19 protein-coding genes and 3 tRNA genes are annotated in these 22,761 nt (G+C 50.3%); 4 read left to right on the forward strand and 18 right to left on the reverse strand.

The features are described 5' to 3' along the window. Window position 1: 1 nt before the first annotated feature. From ABD836_RS05470 to thrS, 14 genes are all read right to left on the reverse strand, one after another. Window positions 2-2,164, reverse strand: coding sequence for a sensor histidine kinase (locus tag ABD836_RS05470; protein WP_344933160.1), 2,163 nt, complete (start codon window positions 2,162-2,164; stop codon window positions 2-4). Window positions 2,165-2,321: 157 nt separating this feature from the next. Then, complete coding sequence (locus ABD836_RS05475; protein ID WP_344933163.1) at window positions 2,322-3,404, reverse strand: porin; 1,083 nt, start codon at window positions 3,402-3,404, stop codon at window positions 2,322-2,324. A 114-nt stretch (window positions 3,405-3,518) separates the two neighbouring features. Next, on the reverse strand, window positions 3,519-3,911 hold the full coding sequence (locus tag ABD836_RS05480; RefSeq protein ID WP_344933165.1) for a DUF1850 domain-containing protein: 393 nt from the start codon (window positions 3,909-3,911) through the stop codon (window positions 3,519-3,521). After that, window positions 3,908-5,935 carry a TRAP transporter permease gene (locus tag ABD836_RS05485; RefSeq protein ID WP_344933167.1) on the reverse strand — a complete coding sequence of 676 codons (2,028 nt, stop codon included), beginning with the start codon at window positions 5,933-5,935 and terminating at the stop codon, window positions 3,908-3,910. Before ABD836_RS05485 ends, ABD836_RS05480 begins: the two co-directional genes overlap by 4 nt. Window positions 5,936-6,098: 163 nt before the next feature. Continuing rightward, on the reverse strand, window positions 6,099-7,049 hold the full coding sequence (locus ABD836_RS05490; protein ID WP_344933169.1) for a TAXI family TRAP transporter solute-binding subunit: 951 nt from the start codon (window positions 7,047-7,049) through the stop codon (window positions 6,099-6,101). A 593-nt stretch (window positions 7,050-7,642) separates the two neighbouring features. Further along, window positions 7,643-7,719, reverse strand: a tRNA-Pro gene (locus tag ABD836_RS05495). Between the two features lie 43 nt (window positions 7,720-7,762). Then, window positions 7,763-8,119: a MerR family transcriptional regulator gene (locus ABD836_RS05500; RefSeq protein ID WP_344933172.1), complete on the reverse strand. Its 357-nt coding sequence runs from the start codon at window positions 8,117-8,119 to the stop codon at window positions 7,763-7,765. Next, window positions 8,100-8,402, reverse strand: coding sequence for an integration host factor subunit alpha (gene ihfA / locus ABD836_RS05505; protein WP_008247199.1), 303 nt, complete (start codon window positions 8,400-8,402; stop codon window positions 8,100-8,102). The genes ABD836_RS05500 and ihfA overlap by 20 nt, the downstream gene beginning before the upstream one ends. Before the next feature lie 4 nt (window positions 8,403-8,406). Continuing rightward, window positions 8,407-10,773: a phenylalanine--tRNA ligase subunit beta gene (gene pheT / locus ABD836_RS05510; RefSeq protein WP_344933177.1), complete on the reverse strand. Its 2,367-nt coding sequence runs from the start codon at window positions 10,771-10,773 to the stop codon at window positions 8,407-8,409. Window positions 10,774-10,809: 36 nt separating this feature from the next. Next, window positions 10,810-11,826 (reverse strand): phenylalanine--tRNA ligase subunit alpha, encoded by a 1,017-nt coding sequence (gene pheS / locus ABD836_RS05515; protein WP_344933179.1) that lies wholly within the window; start codon window positions 11,824-11,826, stop codon window positions 10,810-10,812. A 148-nt stretch (window positions 11,827-11,974) separates the two neighbouring features. Continuing rightward, window positions 11,975-12,331 (reverse strand): 50S ribosomal protein L20, encoded by a 357-nt coding sequence (gene rplT, locus ABD836_RS05520; RefSeq protein WP_008247192.1) that lies wholly within the window; start codon window positions 12,329-12,331, stop codon window positions 11,975-11,977. A 31-nt stretch (window positions 12,332-12,362) separates the two neighbouring features. Beyond that, window positions 12,363-12,557, reverse strand: coding sequence for a 50S ribosomal protein L35 (gene rpmI, locus ABD836_RS05525; RefSeq protein WP_008247190.1), 195 nt, complete (start codon window positions 12,555-12,557; stop codon window positions 12,363-12,365). Between the two features lie 56 nt (window positions 12,558-12,613). Then, window positions 12,614-13,150, reverse strand: coding sequence for a translation initiation factor IF-3 (gene infC, locus ABD836_RS05530; protein WP_081482597.1), 537 nt, complete (start codon window positions 13,148-13,150; stop codon window positions 12,614-12,616). Between the two features lie 2 nt (window positions 13,151-13,152). Further along, window positions 13,153-15,078, reverse strand: coding sequence for a threonine--tRNA ligase (gene thrS, locus ABD836_RS05535; protein ID WP_344933186.1), 1,926 nt, complete (start codon window positions 15,076-15,078; stop codon window positions 13,153-13,155). A gap of 279 nt (window positions 15,079-15,357) precedes the next feature. Between thrS and ABD836_RS05540 the strand changes: the two genes are divergently transcribed. Beyond that, window positions 15,358-16,035, forward strand: coding sequence for a DUF2780 domain-containing protein (locus tag ABD836_RS05540; RefSeq protein ID WP_344933189.1), 678 nt, complete (start codon window positions 15,358-15,360; stop codon window positions 16,033-16,035). 282 nt (window positions 16,036-16,317) lie between these two features. Here ABD836_RS05540 and ABD836_RS05545 read toward each other — a convergent pair. Both ABD836_RS05545 and uvrB read right to left on the reverse strand, forming a co-directional pair. Then, window positions 16,318-16,394: transfer RNA gene (locus ABD836_RS05545), tRNA-Val, on the reverse strand. Between the two features lie 56 nt (window positions 16,395-16,450). Then, window positions 16,451-18,484, reverse strand: a complete 2,034-nt coding sequence (gene uvrB, locus ABD836_RS05550) for an excinuclease ABC subunit UvrB (protein WP_344933191.1) — start codon at window positions 18,482-18,484, stop codon at window positions 16,451-16,453. A gap of 199 nt (window positions 18,485-18,683) precedes the next feature. Between uvrB and ABD836_RS05555 the strand changes: the two genes are divergently transcribed. Next, window positions 18,684-18,759, forward strand: a tRNA-Asn gene (locus ABD836_RS05555). Window positions 18,760-19,090: 331 nt separating this feature from the next. Further along, complete coding sequence (locus tag ABD836_RS05560) at window positions 19,091-19,594, forward strand: DedA family protein (RefSeq protein WP_344933193.1); 504 nt, start codon at window positions 19,091-19,093, stop codon at window positions 19,592-19,594. A 105-nt stretch (window positions 19,595-19,699) separates the two neighbouring features. Here the strand turns inward: ABD836_RS05560 and ABD836_RS05565 are convergent, their stop codons facing one another. Continuing rightward, window positions 19,700-20,644 carry a TonB-dependent receptor domain-containing protein gene (locus tag ABD836_RS05565; RefSeq protein WP_344933585.1) on the reverse strand — a complete coding sequence of 315 codons (945 nt, stop codon included), beginning with the start codon at window positions 20,642-20,644 and terminating at the stop codon, window positions 19,700-19,702. 44 nt (window positions 20,645-20,688) lie between these two features. Beyond that, window positions 20,689-22,185 carry a TonB-dependent receptor gene (locus ABD836_RS05570; RefSeq protein WP_344933195.1) on the reverse strand — a complete coding sequence of 499 codons (1,497 nt, stop codon included), beginning with the start codon at window positions 22,183-22,185 and terminating at the stop codon, window positions 20,689-20,691. Window positions 22,186-22,392: 207 nt separating this feature from the next. On the opposite strand from ABD836_RS05570, the gene ABD836_RS05575 reads away from it, so the two are divergent. Next, window positions 22,393-22,758 (forward strand): hypothetical protein, encoded by a 366-nt coding sequence (locus tag ABD836_RS05575; RefSeq protein WP_344933197.1) that lies wholly within the window; start codon window positions 22,393-22,395, stop codon window positions 22,756-22,758. Window positions 22,759-22,761 lie beyond the last annotated feature (3 nt).

Consider the following 22,761-nt stretch of genomic DNA (forward strand, 5'->3'; position numbering starts at 1 on the left):
ATTAATTTGTTGTTGGTAATATCAGAGTAAAACAGGTTCCTCTACCAATACAGCTGCTAACCGTCAGGTCTGCACCAATGTCACGCGCCAAGCTATAACTGATCGCCAACCCCAATCCAAGCCCCTTCCCCATTGGTTTTGTAGTAAAAAAGGGTTCGAATACGTGACCTAACTGATCTTCACTCATACCGTGCCCGTTATCTTCAATACTTAAGGAAATCCGCTTGGGTAGCTTGCCTTGCCGCAACGCTGGCAATTCGGTCAGACGAATCTCGATACGCGAATCTTCCTGCCCCGTTACCGCGTCAATTGCGTTAGTGAGTAAATTTACAACAATTTGTTCCAGCACCATCGCATTGGCCTGCACCAAATAATCTAGGCGGTTTTGCGATAGCAGAAGTTCACATTCAACTTGTTCTGTTGCAAATCTTGGCCCCAGTAGTTCTAAAGCATAGCGAACCGGCGCCTGAAGTGAGACCGAGGCACTGCCCGAGTTCCGTTTCCCAGCAAAGATCCGTAACTGGCGAGATAGCTTCGAAAGACGTTCAAGCAAGGCTTCAATTTTTAAGAAATTTTCGCTGACTGAATCAAACCGCTTGCGCGCCAACAATACCTGACTACTGGCAACGTAGTTCGATAAGGCCGTAATCGGTTGGTTTATTTCGTGAGCAATTGCCGCCGACATTCGTCCAAGTGCCGCCAGTTTTTGATTCTGCGCCAGCGCAGCTTGAGCATCCTCAAGTTCGCGAGTACGCTCCTCCACTCGATGCTCTAAAACCCTGTTCGCTTCCTGCAATGCCTGCTGCGCCACGGTTAGCTCCGTCACGTCTTGAACGGTGAGAATAAACTCACGCTGTTCTCCTGCGCGAATCGCGTTCAACGTGTACATCACGGGGAAGCGACTGCCGTCTGAACGAACACCTTCTGCCCGGCATGCGCCAACACCAGCCTTTTCGGGATCCCAAGGCTGAATCAAGTCCGCTGGCGTATTAAACCCCTTCTCATTTTCTAATTTAAATAGCGTTCTGGCCTGCTCATTCAAAAACAGTGGTTCAAACTGCGCATTTAGATTCAACAAACCAACATCAGTATTTTGAATAATGGCGCGCTGATGGGATTCTCGTTCAGCGGTCAGCTGAGCTAGCGCGTTTTGCGCGTGTGTACGTCTGCGGCGCTCACGATAAAACAAACTTCCAATGGCAATGCCCGCATAGAATAAAATAATAAGACCTTGCTTCCGTCTTAGCTGTGCTCTGAACTGGGCGAGTGGCATCCGAAGGTGCATATGCCAAGCGTAGCTCTCTATGGGCGACGCAAAAACTACCTGTGGGCCAGATCTCTTCAGATTAAACGTGGACCAATCATCCGCCTGCCAATCGACGAGCCGTTGTAGTGGCTCAACTGAACGTTTACCGTACTGAAGGGTTTGCGCCAATTCAGACTGTGTTCCAACTGAAAGCGGTTGCATAGAAAAGTAGCGCCACTTTTCTGTTGATGCGAGGAATATAATACCTTTCTCATCGGTCACCCAAACTGAATCACCAGACACTTGCCAGCTCTGTTCTAGTATTCGCAGGTTTATCTTTATGACGATAACCCCCAGCGTCTGACCAGATTCAGAAAGAACCGGGGCTGACAGAAACAAACCTGGTCGGCCAGACGTTGCCCCGACGGCAAAGTAAACATCAGAAACGCCCGCCATTGCATCGCGAAAATAAGGGCGAAAGCCATAATTGCTACCGGCAAAACTCGTCGCCGTATCGTAATTACTTGTGTAGTTTGTGACACCGGCGGAATTGAGCAAAAATATCTCATCTGAGCCAGCCTGCCGATTAATATTTTTCAGTAAAAATGAGATTGAGCTGGGCTCAGCGGGTACCACTTTTTGGTCACTGGAATTTCGTAATGCCGCAACGACCCGAGGGTCCGAAGCAAGTACTTGCGGCAAATACTGATAGCGATCGATTGTCGCCAGCAGTGAGGTCTTATAGACGCCCAAGCGTTGCAGTGAGGCAGTTTTTGCTAGGCCTATTTCACGGCGCATCGCCCACGAGTGAGTAAAAACCAGAATGAGAATTAATAAAAATAAGCCAACGAACAGCCCAAACGGCAAGGACCGAAGGTAAGGATGGCCTCGGCGCGTAAGTTGATTATTTAAAGACATAGCCGCAACATTTACACATAAGACCCACCAATATACCTGACAAGCTTAACACCCGCGCCAATACTTCTCGCGATGACAGCGCCGTACATGCCGAAAAGCAGCGCGGACGACGCCAGCGGCACTCATTTGTGCCTACATGTATTGCGTATTTGAAGGATCAAAATTTAAGTCGTCCTCCGAGTAACAAAGTGTCTACGCCATCAAAGGAGGCACCACTGCGGCTAAAAGAATGGTTATTGTACCCCGCATAGGCCTCAAACCACTGAATGGGTGTAAATACATAACCAACGCCCACTGTTTGCGTAGTGTCGCCCTTCTGCACACGGTCTTCCATTACCGTATAGTGAACATCGCACGCATGTTTTCCGACCTTGTACCCTAACTTGCTAGAATAAAAATCCGCGTCCGGATTAGCGCTGTCATTATCACTAGTCGCTGAGTAGGCACCAGTCACACTAATACCACTGTCGTGCAGCCACGATACGGAACCGCCAACCGTTTTAAAATCCCCAGCCACACCGCCAACATCCCGGACTGAATAACCGACAGCCGCAAGAATTTTACCCCCTAAACGACCCGAGAACCGTAAACCGAGTTCACTCACATCGTCCTGCTCCTTAACACCCTGACTAATTGATGCCTCCAATGGGCCTAGTACTGGCAAATCATATTTTACGCGGCTGTACCGGCTTTCAAAGTCTTGATCACTCATCGCTGCACTCAGTTTCACCCGGGTATCAGTAGTTTTATCCAGAAAGGCCAGCCCGCCGCCAACCAACGCGGGATTGGTCCAAGAAATGACCAAGGTACCGGACAAGTCTCTCTCTATGTTTCGGTTCGCAGCACCGTCACCCTGACCGAGCGACAACTTACCAAAGCCACCAGATACAAATAGGTTCAGGTAGCGCTCGGCGAACTCACCGCTAATGGAGCGTTCATCTAGCGTCACATTATTTGAGGGATTCTGCTGGTATTCCAGTTCCATATGGGCGCCAATACTCAGCCCGGTGTCATCGAGATCACCTTTCAGTTCCGCGCCAATCCTACTGCTAATATTGTCGTTATCGACAATGAAGTGATCACTGCCGTCGCCACTGTCACCAACAAGCAAGCCATAGTTTAGCTGTCCGTAAACATCGACAGAAAGGTTCGACACCGTAGCTTGTGCTATTGCCGCTGATGCCGAAAAACCGCATGTAATAATGACTATGCATGACGCTATTATTTTTTGATTTTTCATTTAATGCTCTCTTGATTATATTATTTATTAACTAAACAGTTAGCTACCAATTACCTCCGCGAGCGGCAATGTCTAAAAACCGAAACGGCGAAATGCCTGGCCGATACTGTCTATTTACTCAATCGAGTCGATACAACTCCAAAGCTCTACTGCTGGCTGACTCGCCCGCGGTGGGCCAAGCCATTCGCTCAATGAATGACAGGCCTTATCAAAACAAACTTCGTAATCACCAGCTTCTGGGGTTCGCCCCAAACGCAGTGGCTGAAGCGGCGCTAACTGACGACGATAGTGCCAGCTACCGTTATACAACTCGGCCCCATCTGGAATTTCCATACCAGCGCCCGTGCCTTTCACGCGTGCCTCGCCAAGTAGCAAGCCTTCTACCGTCACCCGGTAATCCTCTTCCCAGCGAACCTTCTCAATCGTATGGGTCCAAGCCAAGGTAAAGTCATCAACCGGGACATGCGCCCACATCACCCCAGCCAACCCGAGGCAAAGACCTATCATGCGGCGGCCAGTTGACTGTCACGAGCACGCCAATAATGCTGCGCAATGAAAATCACAGACAGAGCAAAACCAATTTCATCACTTAACGGCGTAGACACAATCAAACTAGCGCCCGCAGCAAAGCCTAGTGCGCGCTCCCAAACAGGCATTTTGGTCTGCAGAAAGCCGGTAAAAATCGCACCCCATATACCAATTGCCAATGCCGCCTTACCCACCACATAGCAGGTCGCGAAAATGCTGCTGCTTTGCAGCATCAAGGCCGGTTCGTAGACCGCCATAAACGGCACAACAAATCCCGCCACCGCGATCCGAATTGCCCATAGACTAATCTTAAGTCCACTCTCCTTGGCAATGGGCGCAGCAGCGAAGCAAGCCAGCGCCACCGGCGGGGTTAGGTCAGCCATAATGCCGAAATAGAACACAAACATATGCGAGACAATCAGCGGCACGCCCAGCTCTAGCAATGCTGGCGCAGCAATCGAACTAGTGATGATGTAATTGGGAATAGTTGGAATACCCATACCAAGCACCATGCACGTCAGCATGGTAAGAATCAGCGATAAGAACAGATTGTTCTGGCCAATCGCTATGATGTAGCCAGCGAAAGTTGACGCTACCCCAGTCAGCGAGACCACCCCAATAATCACCCCAACGAGCGCGCAAGCTATACCCACAGGAACCGCATGGCGCGCGCCTTCCACTAAGGCATGCAAACAAATAGTCAAGGTTTCGCGGCCACCTTTAATGAAGTAGCACATCGCAACGAGCAAGGCTACTACGCCAAACATCACGCCAATTCCAAGTTGAAAGAAGCCAGCGCAAAGCACACCTAAAGCGACCCAGAAAGCCATACGCATCGCGAAGGAAGACACGCGCATAATGATTGCTGAACCTAGAATAACAATGGCCGTCAGCGTCAGCCCGACCATCCCAGAGAACAAAGGAGTACGCCCAGAAAACAATAAGTAGACCAACACAAATAATGGAATCAACAAATACCAACGCTGTTTGACGGCAGCCCAGGGATTCGGGCACTGATCCTTTGGTAAGCCACACAGGTTCGCGCGTTTAGCTTCCAAGTGAACCATCCAGAACACCGAGCAAAAATACAGCACGGCTGGCACCAATGCCGCCTTCGCTACTTCAAAAAACGGCACATTAATAGTTTCGGCCATAATAAACGCCACCGCGCCCATTATCGGCGGCATAATCTGGCTGCCCATGCTCGAGGTCGCCTCCACCCCGCCCGCGAACGCCGGTGTGTAGCCAAAGCGCTTCATCAGCGGAATAGTAAATTGGCCAGTCGTAACCACATTGGCGACACCAGAACCCGTGATAGACCCCATAAGCGCCGAGGACACCACCGAAACCTTAGCCGGACCACCGAGCTTGTGACCGAACAGACCCATGGCAAAATCGGTAAACAACTTAATCATGCCCGCCTGTTCAAGAAAGGCGCCAAATAGGATAAACAAAAATATATACGTAGCCGATACATAAGTCGGCGTGCCGTATAGGCCCTCAGTGCCAAACGCCAACTGGTTGATCAACTGATCAAAACCGTAACCCCTGTGCATCAGCGCGCCCGGCAGGTGCTCACCAAATAGGCCATAGGCCAGAAACAAGGCGCAGATAAAAGGCAAGGCAAGGCCCATGACCCGCCGCGCCGCCTCAAACACCAAAACAACCAGTAGCACGCCAACAACCATGTCGCTTGTGGTTAAGTCGCCCGAGCGCTGAATTAGATCAGCTTCGAAATACCACTGATAAATGGCGGTAGCCATACCGCTCAAGCCCAACAACCAAGCCAAAGGCTGCCAAGGCTGGCTCTGGCCACGCACAGGGAAACAGAGGAACACGACCAACAACAGAAAGCCAACGTGCACGGCACGTAGGACCTGACTGGACACCGGATGAAAAGCGGCGGTAACAATCTGAAAAATCGAAAAAAGCAGCGCAACATAAAACAGCGCTTTTGGCCAATTGCCGGGGCTAGCCGCAAGACCTTGATTGTGGTCGCTCATGGAGTAAGTTCCCTCATTACTACTGGAAAAGAGATAGGCGGAGTAGTCCCGGCACGCCGATAAAACTGTTGCGCAGCGCCCCGGGGTTTATGCCTTATTTATTAGTTTGCAAAGCTATCTTGGGCCAGCGTATGAAATGCCCAAGCTAGCGAACGCGAATTCACTACAGCGCCCCAACTTCCTTATAGAAACGCTCGGCACCCGGATGTAAGGGGATGGGCAGCTTACTTGCCGCCCCGTCCAACTTGATTTCCTTTGCTGCGGAATGGGCATAACCCAGGCGCTCAAGGTTCTCGAACATGAGTTTGGTCATCTGATAAGCGAGCTCGTCTGATACGCCGGCGTGACTAACAAGAATATTTTTAATCGCCACCGTGACCACATCAGTATCTTGGCCATCATAAGTACCGGCAGGAATTACCGCAGGCTGGTACGCAGCATTGCCGATAGCGGCGGTAATTTCTGCGGGTATCGGTATAAAGCGGATCGGCAAGGTCGCTGCCAAATCTCGAATCGCGGCCATGCCTAGGCCCGACGATTGCAGGGTCGCATCGAGTTGACGATTCTTAATCAACTCGACCGATTCGGCGTACGGCAAATATTCCAGTTTGCCCATGTCTTCATAGCGCAGGCCAGCGGCCTTGAATATCGCACGTGCGTTTAATTCCGTGCCAGACTTGGGCGCACCAACAGAGAAGCGTTTACCTTTAAGATCGGCCAAGGTGGTAATGCCAGATTCCTTGCTGGCCACGATTTGAATATAGTTGGGATAGGTCCCGGCAATCGCACGCAGCTTGCGCAGCGGAACTTTAAAGCCAGCATCCTCTACGCCGTTCCACGCATCGGCAACGGAATCGCCTAGGGCCAGAGCCAATTCACCGCGACCAGACTGTAATAAATTGAGATTTTCCACCGACGCCTTGGTCGCCTGCACCGAGACCTTTGCGCCATCGATACCACTGTAAAACTGAGACAAGCCAACACCGATCGGGTAATACACGCCGCTGGTACCACCGGTGAGAATATTAATAAAATTCGGTGCCGCAATGGCTGCAGTGCTGGCAGTAAAAACCACTGCAACGGCAAGTAGTCTAAGTCGTTTGGACAATCGCATGGATAAATCTCCGTCGTTGTTGTTATTGCAGAAATTTCTGCTGCAGACGCTGCCTCCCAACATCAAGGCTGGGAAACTATAGCTTGGAGGCTGTATAGCAGATGCCGTGCCACTTAGTGAAACGCCCAGAACACAAAGCTTTGACGCAGCTTCACTCCGACCAACAGGCGGAAATCCGCCTGTATGAAAATATGGATAAGCGGAAAATTGCCGACCCAGAACAACGAGTGGTATAGAAAAAGCGAAGAAGAAACCAAATGGGCCACATTAGCCACTGACAGAACGAAGGAATCACGCGCCATTACGCCGACGAAAAACTATCCATCATCACAGCGGTTAACTGCCGATCAATTTATGAGTAGCGCATACTAAAACATTGCAATTTAGGGCGGTCGGAAAACATCCTTAAAATCCAAATTGGCCGAAACAACATACCCACAAGGATACGCTGACAGCGAACTATCCCTAACCACATAAAATAATAATTTTCCGAACAAACTAAATGATCTAGTGCTATAGAATTCCCCAACGTGCATGCGATTTTTTTGCAGGCAAAAAAAAACAGCCACCAAAGTGACTGTTTTTTTAATATTTGGTCGGAACGGCAGGATTCGAACCTGCGACCCCCACACCCCCAGTGTGGTGCGCTACCAGACTGCGCTACGCCCCGATTTAAGGGGTGGCATGATACCCCAACGTATTGATTTAGTGAACTATCTTTTCAGAAGTTTTGCGACTTCTTCCAGCTCACCAAGCATTTGCCTGATAACTTGTCTGGCTTGCGAGGATTCTTCTTTTGCCGTTTCACCAGACATACGCTGCCGTGCCCCACCAATGGTGTAGCCCTCTTCGTATAAGAAGCTGCGAATCTGGCGAATCATCAACACATCTTGATGCTGATAATAGCGGCGATTGCCTCGCCGTTTTACCGGTGTTAGCTGGGGAAATTCCTGTTCCCAATAACGGAGAACATGAGGTTTTACGCAACACAGCTCACTGACTTCACCAATAGTAAAGTAGCGCTTGCCTGGTATGGGCGGTAATTCATCGTTATGACTTGGTTCCAGCATAGTCCTCTACCCTGGATTTTAATTTTTGGCCGGGTCTAAATGTCACCACGCGACGGGCAGAGATTGGAATCTCCTCCCCCGTTTTGGGATTACGCCCGGGGCGCTGACTCTTGTCACGGAGGTCAAAATTACCAAAACCGGAAATTTTGACCTGCTCATTATTTTCCAAACAGAGGCGAATCTGCTCAAAAAACAACTCCACGAGCTCCTTCGCCTCACGCTTATTAAAGCCTAGCTCTTCGTATAACCGTTCGGCCATTTCTGCTTTAGTGAGGGACGTCATCACACTAGTTCCTTAAACTTGCGCCAAATGCCTCCTGCAAGGTTTGCACAACTGCCGCAACAGATTGATTAACCTCTTCCTCATTCAGAGTGCGTGATGAATGCCTGAACGTCAAGCCCACAGCCAAACTTTTTCTTTCAGGATCAATGCCTTTACCTTGATAGAGGTCAAACAGCTTCAAGTCACTAAGGCAATCCCCTGCTGTCGCTCTAATTGCTTGCAGAACATCTGCAGCGGGCAGGTCGCGGCCAACGATCAAAGCCAAATCTCGCCGCACCTCAGGAAATTTGGATAATTCACTAAATTTAGGCACGTCGCGGGCCAGCACTGGCTGCTGGTCAATTTCAAACAAATACACCGGATTGACCATATCCCACTGCGCTTGCAGGCTCGGGTGCAAAGCGCCAATACGACCAATTAGCACTTTATCGCAGAATACATCAGCGCACTGACCTGGATGCAAAGCCGCATAACTACCCGGCGCGAAGGTAATTTCACCAGCAGCGACAGACAGCAAGCTCTCTAAATCACCTTTGAGATCATAAAAATCGACTAATTCGCCACTCTCATTCCAGCTTTCGACTGTGCGGCGACCCGTGATCAACGCCGCCAGCGTTGGAATCTGTTGCAAACCGTCGTCGCCCTTAATAAAGCGCTGACCCGCTTCAAATATGCGAATACGCGGCTGCTGACGTTTGGCATTGTGCATGGCGGTTTTTATCAAACCGGGTAATAAGCTAGTGCGCATAACCGACATATCGGCAGAAATTGGGTTGAGTAGCTCAACACCCTCCACACCCTCGGCCATCGCCTTATGCATTGCGGGATCAATAAAACTGTAGGTCACCGCTTCTTGATAGCCACGGGCAACCAATTGCTGGCGAAGCGCACTCAGACTGCGCTTACTTTCAGTCGCTGGGCGGATAGTCAGCGCGTCTTGAATCGGCCGCACCGGCAGGCGGTTATAGCCGTAAATCCGCGCCAGTTCTTCGAGTAAATCCACTTCAATAGTGATGTCAAAACGCCAGCTCGGCGCCGTAACGTCCCAACCACCCTCTACACGTGCTACGGTGAGACCCAAGCCCGCGAGAATAGACTCTACGTCGCTGGCAGCCATGTCCATGCCCAGCACCTTAGCAATGCGCTTTTCACGAAGCAGAATCGGCTTGCGCTCTGGCATGGGCCCTGAGTCGACAACAGATACCGGCCCTGGCTCACCGCCACATATCGCAACTATCAGCGCCGTGGCGCGTTCTATGGCCCGTGCAGGAAGTTCAAAATCAACACCCCGCTCAAAGCGATGCGAGGAATCGGTATGCAAACCGTAAGACCGCGCCCGCCCCGCCAAAAGATCTGGCGTAAAAAAGGCCGCTTCTAAAAAGAGGTGTTGCGTGGATGGCGTCACTGAGGACACTTCGCCGCCCATAATACCGGCAAGCGCTAGCGGCTGCTGTTCGTCGGCGATCAGTAAACTGCCTTCACGCAAGGTCAGTGTTTGGCCGTCAAGCAATTCCAAAGACTCATCAGCCTTTGAGCGCCGTACTACCATCCCACCGCTGAGTTTATCTAAGTCAAAGGCGTGCATGGGCTGCCCCAATTCCAACAATATGAAATTGGTAACATCAACCACTGCGTCGATACTACGTAAACCACAGCGGCGCAGCTTCTCTTGCAGCCACAATGGACTGGGCTTGGATACATCAACATTGCGAATAACGCGACCCGCATAGCGAGGGCAATCTGCACCCGCCTCGACCCGAATTGGTAGCTGACTATCGTTAACTGCCGTCACCGAAGCAATTTCTAAATCAGAAAACGGCATTTCATTGAGCACGGCTGCTTCACGGGCAATACCGCGAACACTCAGGCAGTCGGCGCGATTCGGGGTTAGGCCCAGCTCGATGATTGAGTCGTCTAAACCCAAAAATACGCGAATATCTTCACCAACTGACGCATCGCTTGGCAATTCCATCAGGCCATCGGATTTCTCTGCCAAGCCTAGCTCTTCTTCTGCGCAGAGCATACCGAATGACTCAACGCCCCGCAGCTTGGCTTTCTTGATTTTGAAATCGCCAGGCAATACCGCGCCCAAGGTCGCCAGCGGCACTTTTATACCGGGGCGGGCATTGGCGGCACCGCAAACAATCTGCACTTCTTCGCTGCCAGTATTCACGCGGCAAACCTGCAATTTTTCGGCGTCGGGGTGCGGCGCTGTTGCCACAATCTCAGCCACCACAACGCCAGAGAAAGCACCGGCTACAGGATCAATGGCGTCCACTTCTAAACCGGCCATGGTAATTTTCGCTGCTAACTCGTCGGTGCCAACGGTGGGGTTAACCCACTCGCGCAACCACTGTTCACTAAATTTCATATGCTATCCGTTTTGAATATTGTCGCTGGGGCCTAATTATCTGAATTGACCAAGGAAACGTAGGTCATTCTCAAAAAACAGACGCAAATCGTTAACGCCGTAACGCAACATCGCTAAGCGCTCAACGCCCATACCAAAGGCAAAACCGGTAAAGCGCTCAGTGTCGATATTTACATGCTCGAACACCTGAGGGTGGACCATGCCGCAGCCCATAATTTCCAGCCAGCCAGTTTGGCTACATACACGGCAGCCCTCGCCGCTACACATCACGCACTCAATATCCACTTCCGCCGACGGCTCGGTAAAGGGGAAGTAAGACGGACGGAAACGCACATTTAATTCTTTTTCAAAGAAGCTACGTAAAAAGGCTTCGACCAAGCCTTTAAGATCGGCAAAGCTGGACTCTTCGCTGATCAACAGACCTTCGACTTGGTGAAACATCGGGGTGTGGGTCAAATCCGAGTCACAGCGGTATACACGACCTGGGCAGATGACTTTTAACGGCGGCTCGCTACTTTCCATTACCCGCACCTGAACCGGTGAGGTATGGGTACGCAAAACGGTGGATTCGTCGACGTAGAAGGTATCGTGCATCGCCCGTGCAGGATGGTGGGCAGGGATATTTAAGGCTTCAAAATTGTGGTAGTCGTCTTCAATCTCGGGGCCTTCAACCACTTCAAAGCCAATGCTTTCAAAGAAGGCACTAATGCGCTCAATGGTACGGGTTACGGGGTGCAAGCCACCGGCTTGCTGACCGCGCCCAGACAGGGTCACGTCAATTTTTTCAGCTTCAAGCCGTGCATTCACCGCCGCCAGATCCAGCAGCTGTTTGGCATCGGCAATCTGCGTTGACAGCGCTTCTTTCACGCGGTTGATCTCAGCGCCCGCAGCGGGACGCTCTTCAGCAGACAGCTTGCCAAGGCCCTTTAGCAGGGCCGTGATATGGCCTTTCTTACCAAGATACTCAACCCGTACCTGATCCAAGGTTGGCGCGTCTGTGGCGGCACTAATTTTTGCCGCAGCTTCAGCCGCCAGCCCTTCTAGATTATCCATGCTGCGCTCCCAATCTCCGCGCTAACGCCCCGCCGCACTGCAGCGTGGCTAAATTTACTGTGTCAGAAACAAAATAGGGAAAGGGCACAAGCCCTTTCCCTATAGTAAAACAAAGCTATATGGCCGCTACGCAACGGCCTATCGCTTTTTAAGCTAAGGCTGTTTTCGCGCGTTCTACGATGACAGCAAAGGCTTCTTTGTCATGTACGGCCAAATCGGCCAATACGCGACGGTCTAAAGCGATATCTGCTTTCTTCAAACCAGCGATCAAGCGGCTATAGCTCAGGCCATTAGCACGTGATCCAGCGTTAATACGCGTGATCCACAAAGCGCGGAAAACACGTTTCTTAGCACGACGGTCACGGTAAGCGTATTGACCCGCTTTAATTACCGCTTGTTTTGCAACACGGTAAATACGTGAACGGGCACCATAGTAACCCTTGGCTTGTTTCAGAATCTTTTTATGACGACGGTGTGCGGTCACACCACGTTTTACGCGGGGCATAGAATATTCCTCTTAATCTTGATGACGTTAATCAGATGGCGCGCAACATGCGGTCAACCAGAACTTTGTCCGACTTATGGACAGCACTAGTGCCACGTAGCTGACGCTTACGTTTGGTGGTCATCTTGGTCAAGATGTGGCTTTTATGAGCGCTTTTGCGCTTATAACCGCTACCGGTTTTCTTGAAGCGTTTTGCCGCCCCGCTGTGTACTTTCTGTTTTGGCATCGTTAGATACTCCGCATTCTTAATGTAAATTAAATCAAGTAGGCCCTAAGAGCTCACTACTTTTTCTTTTTCGGAGCAATGACCATGGTCAATTGACGACCTTCCATTTTCGGAAATTGTTCTACAGAACCGAATTCAGCAAGGTCTTCTTCAACCCGCTTCAACAGCTGCATACCCAATTCCTGGTGGGCCATCTCACGACCGCGGTAACGCAGGGTTACCTTGGCTTTATCTCCGTGTTCCAAGAAACGTGTCAGGTTGCGCAGTTTTACCTGATAGTCCCCATCTTCCGTACCCGGGCGGAATTTAACTTCCTTAACCTGGGTTCGAACTTGGTTTTTCCGGGCCGCAGCTTGCTGCTTTTTGGCCTCGAAAACATGTTTGCCGTAGTCCATGATTTTACAGACGATTGGGTCTGAATCAGTAATCTGGACTAGATCCAATGTCGCTTCTTGCGCGGCTTTCAATGCCTCCGCCAGCGGGACAACACCAACCTGGTTGCCCTCTGCGTCAATTAAGCGAACTTCATTGGCTTCAATTTCTTCGTTTATCGGCGCTCTTTTGCTGCGCCCTTTTGCGTTATCGCGTTTAATTGCTAGTTCTCCGAATTTGCGCGGCTGCGTTTAGCTACGCTGTCTGCGAGGAGTTTACTGAGGTCATTTATGGACACTGACCCCAAATCTTCGCCACTACGTGCACGTACCGAAACAGTCTTGGTTTCTACCTCTTTGTCACCAACGACAAAAAGAAAGGGAACCTTCTGAATTGTGTGCTCGCGGATTTTAAAGCCGATCTTCTCATTTCTCAAGTCCGCATCGACCCTAAAGCCACAATCTCTCAATAAATCTTGCACATTAGTCACATATTCGGCCTGATTGTCCGTAATATTACAGACCACTGCCTGAACCGGTGCCAACCAGACCGGAAATGCGCCTTCATAATGCTCGATCAAAATCCCGATAAAACGCTCAAAAGAACCCAAAATTGCCCGATGTAACATTACCGGCGTTTGGCGCTGACCCGCCTCGTCAACGTATTGGGCGCCGAGACGACCCGGCATTGAGAAATCGACCTGAATTGTGCCCAACTGCCAAACTCGGCCGATACAATCTTTTAGTGAGAACTCAATTTTAGGTCCATAGAAGGCACCTTCGCCAGGCAACAACTCCCAAGGTAATCCTTTGCTGTCGAGCGCCAAGGCCAAGGCCTTCTCTGCACGATCCCAATCCTCCTCGCTACCCACTCGCTGCTCGGGACGAGTCGACAGGCGGTAAATCACCTCAGTAAAGCCAAAATCAGCATAAACTTCGTGAAGGAAATCGATAAACGAGGCAACTTCAGGCTGAATTTGATTTTCAGTACAGAAGATATGTGCGTCATCTTGGGTAAACCCGCGCACCCGCATAATGCCGTGCAGTGAGCCCGATGGCTCATTGCGGTGACATGAGCCAAACTCTGCTAGGCGCAACGGTAGGTCGCGGTAGCTCCGCAAGCCCTGATTAAAGACCTGCACATGACACGGGCAGTTCATTGGCTTCACCGCAAAAGTGCGCTCATCTGCACTTAGGGTAAACATGCCATCGCTGAATTTATCAGCGTGACCTGACTTCTCCCACAGGGAAATATCCACTACCTGTGGCGTGCGAATTTCCTGGTAATCATTTTTGCGCTGCTTGTCGCGCATATACTGCTCAATCGCCTGATAAACGCTCCAACCTTTGGGGTGCCAAAAGACCATACCCGGCGCCTCTTCCTGCATATGGAAAAGATCGAGCTTTTTAGCCACCTTACGGTGATCACGCTTTTCAGCTTCGGCAATGCGGTTTAAATAGGCTTTCAGCGCTTTTTTATTGCCCCACGCCGTACCGTAAATCCGCTGCAACATGGCATTGGCTTGATCCCCACGCCAGTAGGCGCCAGCAACCTTGGTCAATTTAAAGGCGTTTAACTTGCCCGTGCTTGGCACGTGAGGGCCACGACACAAATCCATCCAGTCGCCCTGCGCATAAACAGATATATCTTCATTTCCCGGCAGGTCTTTAATGATTTCAACTTTATACTCTTCGCCCATATCACTGAACGCTTTTACCGCCTCTTCGCGGCTCATCACCTTGCGCGAAACCGGCAAATTCGCAGACGACAACTCGGTCATCCGCGCTTCGATTTTCTCTAGGTCTTCTGGAGTAAAGGCGCGTTCGTAAGCAAAATCATAGTAGAAGCCATCTTCGATAACGGGGCCAATAGTCACTTGCGCGCCGGGAAATAAATCCTGCACGGCCATCGCCAGCAAATGCGCGGTCGAGTGGCGGATAATATCCACGCCTTCCTCATCGCGCTCAGTAATAATACCCAGCTCGGCGTCGTCAGAAATCAAATAACTGGTATCAACCAACGTGCCGTTCACGCGGCCAGCAAGCGCGGCCTTAGCAAGACCGGCGCCAATATCCAAGGCAACATCCGCAACAGTAACGGGGTTTTCAAAAACGCGCTGACTCGCATCGGGAAGGGTAATAACAGGCATAATCTTATCCTTTCAGTGGTGGCCCCTACCAAAGGTCACGTGATTTATAAATACAGCATATAACTGCAGAGGGTTTAAGCCCGCTATTATGGCCATAGCGTCAGCCCTAAGCAAGCCAAAACCCACCGTAAATCAAGCACTCAGCAACCAAAGTAAAACCACAACTGCGCGTCAAGCAGGAACAATACCTACCCTGAGTAAGTGGCGAGTTTTATAGCGCTCAACTATGCTATGCAACACTAAGATTAGCGCACCACTCCCTCAAAGAGAGAAACCCCAATGAATAAAGCCCTTTGCATAGCCATTATTTGCACTTTCAGTCTACAAGCCAACGCAGGATTTTGGGACAGCATAAGCAGTATTTTCAGCTCACCCGAGCCCGCACCAAGCGAAGAAAACCAAGCAGCACAAAAAGCAACGGCGGATACAACTACTACCACATCAATGTCATCCAGCACTGAGATTGATACAAACAGCGGCATATCACTCGACGCTAACGCTGCAGCAGCGACTTCGTCGAGCAGCCAGACTTCAAGCAATAGTATGATTCAAACCGGAATCCAGCTACTCCCCCTATTGACGCAAACATTAGGCATTAGCACTGCGCAAGCGACCGGTGGCATGGGCGCCCTACTGCAAACCGCACAAAGCCTGCTGTCTGGTGGTGATTTCAGCGTAATTGCAAATGCTATTCCTGGCGTTAGCGGTCTACTTGGCGCAGCCCCTGCCGTTAGTGCCTCAGCCAACGGCGGCCTACTAGGCGGCGCAATGAAAATGGCGACCGATGCCAGCCCCTCATTAAAAGCCGGCGCCCAACTTGTGTCGCAGTTCAAATCACTGGGCATGGGCGCAGAGATGATTCCAAAGTTTAGTGACGTGAGCAGTAATTACCTGAAGCAAAGCGGCAATACCGAGGCAAGCACCCTGCTTAGCACGGCAATCTCTGCCGCCTTGTGATATTGGGATACGCCTGACGACGCACAAGAGACCCCAATGCCACAACGGCGAGATTAATGTTTGGCGTTTCGCGCCTATTGGGTTTTCGGTCTGGCGTATTGCCACTCCGCATTGGTTTACAGCCTCGACTGGGGACTGAATTACTTTAAAAGCATACGGACTTTTTTAAACCCCTGCGGGGCTGCGCTTTCATTACTGGCGCAATTTGTCGAAGAGGCTCTTTCCGCACACAACCTACCAAACACAAAAAAGGCCCGCTAAATAGCGGGCCTTTTTTGTGTTTGGTAGGACTACCCAGATTCGAACTGGGGACCTCTACCATGTCAAGGTAGCGCTCTAACCAACTGAGCTATAGTCCTATAAAGGACGCGCATTATAATCAGGGGTTTTCCCGAGCACAATAGTCAATGACGTATTAATGGGCGGTAAAAAACCGCTGCTTAATTTCCGATAACTTATCGCGAACATTGGCGGCAGCTTCAAATTCAAGGTTTTTGGCATGCTGCTGCATTTCCTGCTCGAGCTTCTTAAGGAGCTTACCGAGCTCGGCCGTCGACATTACCGCCGCGTCTTGCAAGTAATCTCCGGATGGCTCAGCCACCTTACGGTTATCTTGGCGATTGTGTTTTTTACCTTTTGAACCAGGTATCGCGCCAGCATCGAGTATATCTTCTACCGACTTTTTAACGCCAACTGGGGTGATGTTGTGCTTTAAGTTGTGGGCAATTTGCTTCTCTCGACGCCGTTCGGTCTCACCGATCGCACGCTCCATCGACCCAGTAATGCGATCACCGTACAGAATCGCCTTGCCATTCAGATTTCGCGCAGCACGACCAATGGTCTGAATGAGTGATCGTTCAGAGCGCAAAAAACCCTCTTTATCCGCATCTAATATTGCTACCAGCGACACTTCAGGCATGTCCAAGCCTTCGCGCAGCAGGTTAATACCCACCAATACATCGAATTTACCCAAACGCAAATCACGAATAATCTCAACCCGCTCGACGGTATCGATATCTGAGTGCAGGTAGCGCACGCGAATACCGTGCTCATCTAAATACTCAGCCAAATCTTCAGCCATCCGCTTGGTGAGGGTAGTGACAAGCACCCGCTCACCAACGTCGGTGCGCTTGGTAATTTCCGAAAGCAAGTCATCGACCTGAGTGGTCGCCGGACGCACTTCGATTTGGGGATCGATTAACCCGGTTGGACGCACCACTTGCTCTACGGTACGCGCTGAATGTTCACTTTCGTAATTCCCCGGCGTAGCCGATACCATAATCATTTGTGGCACCAAGCGCTCCCACTCCTCAAAGCGCATGGGCCTATTATCCAAAGCCGACGGCAAACGAAAACCGTATTGCACCAAGGTTTCTTTACGTGAGCGGTCACCCTTATACATAGCGCCAATCTGAGGAATGGTAACGTGTGATTCATCAACCACGACCAAAGCGTCTTTAGGCAAGTAATCAAACAAGGTCGGTGGCGCCGCGCCGGGCTCACGTCCAGAGAGATAGCGCGAGTAGTTTTCTATGCCGTTGCAGTAACCCAGCTCACGAATCATTTCAATATCGTAGCGAGTGCGCTGCTCTAGGCGCTGCGCCTCCACCAGCAGATCGTTCTCGCGAAGATGCTTCAACCGCTCAAGCATCTCCTCTTCAATAAAGTCCACTGCCTTGAGCAAGGTATCTCGTGGGGTTACATAATGGCTTTTAGGATAAATAGTGACACGCGGAAATTTCCCAAAAGACTCGCCCGTCAAGGGGTCAAAGCCAGTAATCGAATCAATTTCGTCATCAAATAACTCCACCCGCACCGCATCTTTATCGCTGTCAGCGGGAAAAATATCGATCACATCGCCTCGAACACGATATGTGCCGCGCTGAAAGGCAATATCATTGCGCGTGTATTGCAGCTCAGCCAAACGACGAAGCAATTGACGCTGATCGATTCGCTCCCCCCGCACCAAATGCAAAATCATTTTAAAATACAGCTCAGGATCACCCAAACCGTATATTGCCGAAACCGAGGCGACAATAATCGCATCAGAACGCTCCATTAGCGCCTTAGTTGCCGACAGGCGCATTTGCTCAATATGATCGTTAATCGATGCGTCTTTCTCGATAAAAGTATCTGAGGCCGCTACATAGGCCTCTGGCTGGTAGTAGTCATAGTAAGAGACAAAATACTCGACCGCATTATTCGGAAAGAACTCCTTGAATTCGCCATAGAGCTGCGCGGCTAGCGTTTTATTGGGCGCCATAACGATGGTTGGCCGCTGAAGCGATTCAATAACATTGGCAATGGTGAAGGTCTTTCCCGAGCCAGTCACACCCAGCAAGGTCTGAGCATGCAACCCTGCATTCACGCCTTCTATCAAGCCGGCAATTGCCGCGGGCTGATCACCCGCAGGGGCAAACTTAGACACTACTTGAAAAGGTTTAGACATCCACCACGCACTCGCTACAGAAAACCACCCATAGTACCCCTCTACCTCCCAGCCCGCAAAGGTGCTGCAATATAGCCGCCACATCGCGCTAAGCACCCGAAATTGTTCACAAAACCACCAAAACAACATTTTCTTCGACAAAGGGTTGACGCACTTAGGAAACCTCCTTAATATGCGCGTCCTCAGCTGTTGAAGCTGATCCGCCTTAGCTCAGTTGGTAGAGCAAATGACTGTTAATCATTGGGTCGCTGGTTCGAGCCCAGCAGGCGGAGCCAAACAAATAAAGGGCTTACCGAAAGGTAGGCCCTTTTTGGTTTTGGTATGACCAGAAAGGCCGATCAAAGCAACCTTAGGCAAAGCAAATCTTAAGCAGCTCACTCGTTCAAATTACATCCCTCCCATACCACGAAACTGTCTTTCTAAGTGCCGCACCTACGCATAGCAATTGCGCTCATACATTTAAGCATCGACCCGCGCTCAATATCCCGCGACTTATCTCTTAACTTGTAGCGGTTAAAGTCGACAAACTCACCGTATGACCACCTATGACTTGAGCGCATAGCCAGCGCAGTGCAAACTGCATAAAATTCGACAAAGGGGGTTTCAGTGGATGCGTTTCTCGAATGGATAACAAACAATCCGAGCTATGCTCACTACTCGGTGCTTGGCCTCGCCTGCTTTGAAGCGTTGATTGGGATAGGTCTATTTATTTCCGGTGCGCTATTACTATCCGTTGCAATTTTTTTATACGCACAGCAGCTGCTGTCCATTGAAGTGATACTCGCTCTTGCGTTTACTGGCGCAGTGATTGGCGATCAGAGTGGCTTTTGGATTGGCCGCTGGATAGGCCCAGCATTCCACACAAGCCAGTTTGCCACACGGTATCGCCGGCACATTGACCGCACCGAAACGCTGATACGCCGCTACGGCTGGGGGGCTATTTTAGTTGGCCGAATAATCCCCGCTATCCGGAGCATTGTTCCACTCGTAACTGGCATCAGTGAGTACAGCGCCCTGAAGTACATTATTTTCGATTTGCTGGCCGTTGGCATCTGGACCACATTACTTGGCTTGGCCGTGATCGGTACTAGTAGCTTGTTTGCAGGCTGAGTATTTGCACCTAGGACGAGATGCATTTCAGGACGCAAGTATGATTCCGCTTCCGTGAATTTACATCGTGGCCTCCTGCATGGTAAATACCCAACGTCCCTTTCGCTACCAGTGATAATTCGCTTGCAAGGCAATACTTCGCGGCGCCTCTAAAAAGGCATAGTGCCCTTTCGAACCAAATATGGTGTAGGACGTAGGAGTATCATTCGCGTAGGTGATTATAGTTTCGTCGCTCAGATTTTTACCAACCAAGGCAACATCCCAGCTTTTATCCAATGCGCCAATGCCAATACGCGCATTCCATTTCACGTACCCGTCTTGGTCTACAACTGGATCAAGGTTTTGGGAAGGATTGTAGTCGTCAGTAAAAATAGCATCCACACTAATGCCAATACCGAGCGTTCCGCTCAGTGGCGCTCGCCACGCCAGCAATACATTGCCCGCCCAATCAGCAACATATTGATTCGTTTTTCCCGTGTAATCGCAATTAACGCCATCACTCGCCGTCGGCGCTTGCCCTGCGAGGCATTGGCCATTTTGGTAATCTTTAAATTCAAAGTCTAGAACTGCCAATGCACCCGCTAACATTAATGAGTCAGTGATTTGCCAGCGACCATCAAACTCTGCACCTTGGGTAACCGCACTAGCGGCGTTACCAACATTAAACCCCAGAGTGCCATCAAAAATACTGACTTGAAGGTTGTCGTAACGGGTATTGAACAGTGCAATATTCACTTCGGCCGCGCCGTCAAAGAGCGACATCTTCGCACCCATTTCAATGCTTTCCGCCTCTTCTTCCTCATATTCGAAAGTACCAATTAGCACCGGTCGAGGGCTAGTATCGGCTGGTGCGCCGGGGTTTTGTGGCACAGGGTCAGCACTCGGCGAGGCATTCGAGCGCGCGTCAAAGCCGCCCGATTTAAATCCGCGACTCCAGGTTAGGTACGTCATAATGTCTGGGGTAAAATCAAATTGCAGGTTAACCGATGGCGAAAACTGGGACTCTTGCCGCTTGCCTTTTAAGTCGTGACGTTCCGCCGCGAAACTAATCGCAGAGACAGTGTCAGTCTCGCCAAAAGGCCGTTCACTGTAGTCTAAATAACCAAAGCGAAAGTCACGGCTACCGGTTTTTTCTCATAAGAGTAACGTCCACCCAAGGTCAGTCGCAGATCTTCGCGCACATTCCAGGTTGCCTGCATAAAGCCCGATCCTAACAATGAGTCACTGTTAAAATTGCGCGGTGAGGTCAAATTCGCTATAGCATTACCCGCATCGCCTATACCGAGGATCTCCTCAGGCGAGGTTGCCAGTGGGTTCGGATCGCGATCACCCCGCGCACCACCTTCAGTAGCATCGGCTGCGTTCAGCAATTGCACAATTAAATCAGAGTCGACGACAATACTGTCGAAAAAATACAGTTCATTTTTCTGGAAATAGAGGCCGGCTATATATTCCCAATCGAGCCCAACCGGCGACATCCAACGAAACTCCTGGCTAAGCTGCTTGTACTCTTCTTTCAATATTAGTTTAAAGCCTTCTGCTGCAGTGAAATCGCAATCACAAAGGTCATCATAGTCATAAGCGACATAAGCCGTGGTCGCGGTAAAGATATGCTCATCGCGCACCCAATCAGCACTGAAAGTAAGGTTAAAGGTATCGTTGAAACTGTAGTCACCATTGGAGGAGCGTTTAAAATCCTGATAGTTATTGCGAACCGAGTCGTGACTATCAATATCCAATACACCGGGTACCTGAGTTTCGTCAGCAATTTCCGCATAAGTGCGCCCCGCAAATAAGGGGTTAGAACTGCTCGACGCACCGTCATCGATAATTTCGACCTGACGGCCCAGCACATCGAAAGAACCGACTTCGCCTTTTAGCGTCACGGTAAGATCATCAGCGGCATCCCATACCAGTTTTACTCGCAACGTTTCTTCGTCGCTATGAGGCTCACTACGGCCTAGAGTAAGGTTCTCTACATAGCCGCCAAACTCACGCTTACGTGCCGAAAAACGCAAACCTAGCGTATCGGACACTGGCCCCGACAACATAAGATCGAAAACTTTCTCATCAAATTCCGGCTCATACACCGCCGAAACCATGCCTTCAAATTCATCACTCGGCCTTGCGGTAATAATGCTAATGGCTCCCGCAATACTGTTTTTTCCATAGAGGATATTCTGTGGCCCACGCAATACCTCCACGCGAGCAAGATCAAGAAAGGGAGCACGAGCAAGCTGGGCGCGTCCATAATAGACACCATCAACGTACATACCTACTGACTGCTCAAAGCCCTGATTAATGCCCGAACCTATGCCACGAATATAAATTGCCGTACCAATGCCGTTCTCCGACATTGTGAGGTTAGGCACATAGGCCTGCAAATCCTGAATTTTATTCAGTCCAGCCTCCATCATTTTCTCGCCAGACATCGCACTTACCGAAACGGGCACGTCTTGAAGGCTTTGTTCTCGCAATTGGGCGGTCACGATAACTTCTTCTAAAACGGCGCTATACAGCGATGCCGGCATTAGCAGCAATGCACTGCAGCATATGCGACGAAAAAATATGGCCGTGTGACAATTAAGCATACGAACTCCAGCTGATCATTTATTTTTATTTTTGGTAAACCAAGGTCAGTATAACGACACACTTATGCAATTCAATGCATTAGCGACGTTTCGGCAGATAATCTAGGCGCCACGTGAGCGCCCTCAAAGTAGCTCGGCCTTGCCCACTATAGTGGTGACTGAGCTATACTCACCCCGACCCCACTCGCTATCGTTGTGAACAAGCTGATGCAAAGTACAATCCCACAAAAATCTAAACGTGCCATTTTCAGCGCCATCCTCCCCATCGCGCTCTTAACAATACTGCCCGCTCAGGCAAACTCAGATTTCAGCAACGCCCATAAAAAAATTGAGCGCGCGATTGAAAGCGCGGCAAATAAGAGCCCAGTAGACGCAATGTGGATTCGGCACAATGCCTTGTTGATTGCCGTAGACAAAGAAGAAACAAATGCGAAAAGTTATGCGAAAGGTGTTTGTCAGTTTTTGGCGCAGAATGGCTTTGCCGTGCAGCACACCACAGTCGTTATTGCAGACCAAGGCGCACTTCGTTTGCACAACCAAGTTACGCAACTCGCTGAGCAGCGCTGCGACTAATCC

It is taken from the genome of Zhongshania borealis, from assembly GCF_039539625.1.
Lineage (GTDB): Bacteria > Pseudomonadota > Gammaproteobacteria > Pseudomonadales > Spongiibacteraceae > Spongiibacter > Spongiibacter borealis.

Coding starts and splice junctions, on each gene's coding strand:
- ABD836_RS05475 (WP_344933163.1), bottom strand. CDS start 3,404: ATGAAAAATCAAAAAATAATAGCGTCATGCATAGTCATTATTACATGC.
- ABD836_RS05570 (WP_344933195.1), bottom strand. CDS start 22,185: ATGCTTAATTGTCACACGGCCATATTTTTTCGTCGCATATGCTGCAGT.
- ABD836_RS05500 (WP_344933172.1), bottom strand. CDS start 8,119: ATGCTGGAACCAAGTCATAACGATGAATTACCGCCCATACCAGGCAAG.
- ABD836_RS05575 (WP_344933197.1), top strand. CDS start 22,393: ATGCAAAGTACAATCCCACAAAAATCTAAACGTGCCATTTTCAGCGCC.
- pheT (WP_344933177.1), bottom strand. CDS start 10,773: ATGAAATTTAGTGAACAGTGGTTGCGCGAGTGGGTTAACCCCACCGTT.
- pheS (WP_344933179.1), bottom strand. CDS start 11,826: ATGGATAATCTAGAAGGGCTGGCGGCTGAAGCTGCGGCAAAAATTAGT.
- ABD836_RS05485 (WP_344933167.1), bottom strand. CDS start 5,935: ATGAGCGACCACAATCAAGGTCTTGCGGCTAGCCCCGGCAATTGGCCA.
- rplT (WP_008247192.1), bottom strand. CDS start 12,331: ATGCCCCGCGTAAAACGTGGTGTGACCGCACACCGTCGTCATAAAAAG.
- ABD836_RS05540 (WP_344933189.1), top strand. CDS start 15,358: ATGAATAAAGCCCTTTGCATAGCCATTATTTGCACTTTCAGTCTACAA.
- ABD836_RS05480 (WP_344933165.1), bottom strand. CDS start 3,911: ATGATAGGTCTTTGCCTCGGGTTGGCTGGGGTGATGTGGGCGCATGTC.
- ihfA (WP_008247199.1), bottom strand. CDS start 8,402: ATGACGTCCCTCACTAAAGCAGAAATGGCCGAACGGTTATACGAAGAG.
- uvrB (WP_344933191.1), bottom strand. CDS start 18,484: ATGTCTAAACCTTTTCAAGTAGTGTCTAAGTTTGCCCCTGCGGGTGAT.
- thrS (WP_344933186.1), bottom strand. CDS start 15,078: ATGCCTGTTATTACCCTTCCCGATGCGAGTCAGCGCGTTTTTGAAAAC.
- ABD836_RS05470 (WP_344933160.1), bottom strand. CDS start 2,164: ATGTCTTTAAATAATCAACTTACGCGCCGAGGCCATCCTTACCTTCGG.
- rpmI (WP_008247190.1), bottom strand. CDS start 12,557: ATGCCAAAACAGAAAGTACACAGCGGGGCGGCAAAACGCTTCAAGAAA.
- ABD836_RS05490 (WP_344933169.1), bottom strand. CDS start 7,049: ATGCGATTGTCCAAACGACTTAGACTACTTGCCGTTGCAGTGGTTTTT.